This is a genomic window from Dyadobacter frigoris (assembly GCF_005280585.1).
GTDB lineage: Bacteria > Bacteroidota > Bacteroidia > Cytophagales > Spirosomataceae > Dyadobacter > Dyadobacter frigoris.
Genome location: NZ_SZVO01000061.1, coordinates 1 through 932 on the forward strand (window position 1 = coordinate 1; position 932 = coordinate 932).

Consider the following 932-nt stretch of genomic DNA (forward strand, 5'->3'; position numbering starts at 1 on the left):
TTTATTTATTATTTTGAAATCGAGTCTTAACGCAGCGTGAAATATTCAGCGATCGGACCCAGCGTCAGTGCCGGAAAGAAGGATAAGGCTGTGATAATCACAATAACGGCCAGAACCATGATTCCAAAAGTTGAAGAATCCGTTTTTAACGTTCCTGCACTTTCCGGGATGAATTTCTTATTTGCAAGAAGTCCCGCGATCGCAATCGGACCAATGATCGGAATGTAACGAGACAGGATCAGAATAAAACCTGTGGTGATATTCCACCATGGATTATTGTCGCCCAGACCTTCAAATCCGCTACCATTATTTGCTGACGAAGAGGTGTATTCGTAAAGCATTTCTGTAAATCCGTGGAAACCGGGATTGGCAAGAGTTGCAGAGGTTATGGTAGGAAATGCCGCTGCCAGCGCAGTACCGACCAGAATCAGGAACGGGTGAAGTAAAGCAACGATCATGGCGATTTTCATTTCCCGTGCTTCAATTTTTTTACCCATAAATTCAGGTGTCCTGCCCACCATCAATCCACTGATAAATACGGCCAGAATAATGAAGATGAAAAAGTTGAGCATACCGGCGCCGACACCACCATAAAAAGCATTGGTCATCATCGCCAGTAATTGTGTCATTCCGGAAAGCGGCGTAAAGCTGTCATGCATGGAATTGACCGAGCCGGTTGAGATGACGGTGGTGGCTATACTCCAAAAGGCAGAAGCTGTACTTCCAAACCTGACTTCCTTACCTTCCATGGCACCGGCACCGTTATCAATACCCATGGCGGTGATGGCGTGATTTCCACCGTTTTCCCAAATGATTGTAGGAACAGTAAGCAGTAAAAACCCGATTGTCATGACCCCAAAAATCATCCAGCTCATTTTTCTTCTTTTCAAAAAGAAGCCAAAAGCAAAAACCATCGCCATTGGAATGATCAT

At 44.7% G+C, this 932-nt stretch carries 1 protein-coding gene; it reads right to left on the minus strand.

The features are described from left to right. Positions 1-26: 26 nt before the first annotated feature. The coding region (locus FDK13_RS35215; protein ID WP_137344682.1) for a potassium-transporting ATPase subunit KdpA at positions 27-932 on the minus strand (906 nt) is incomplete at its 5' end.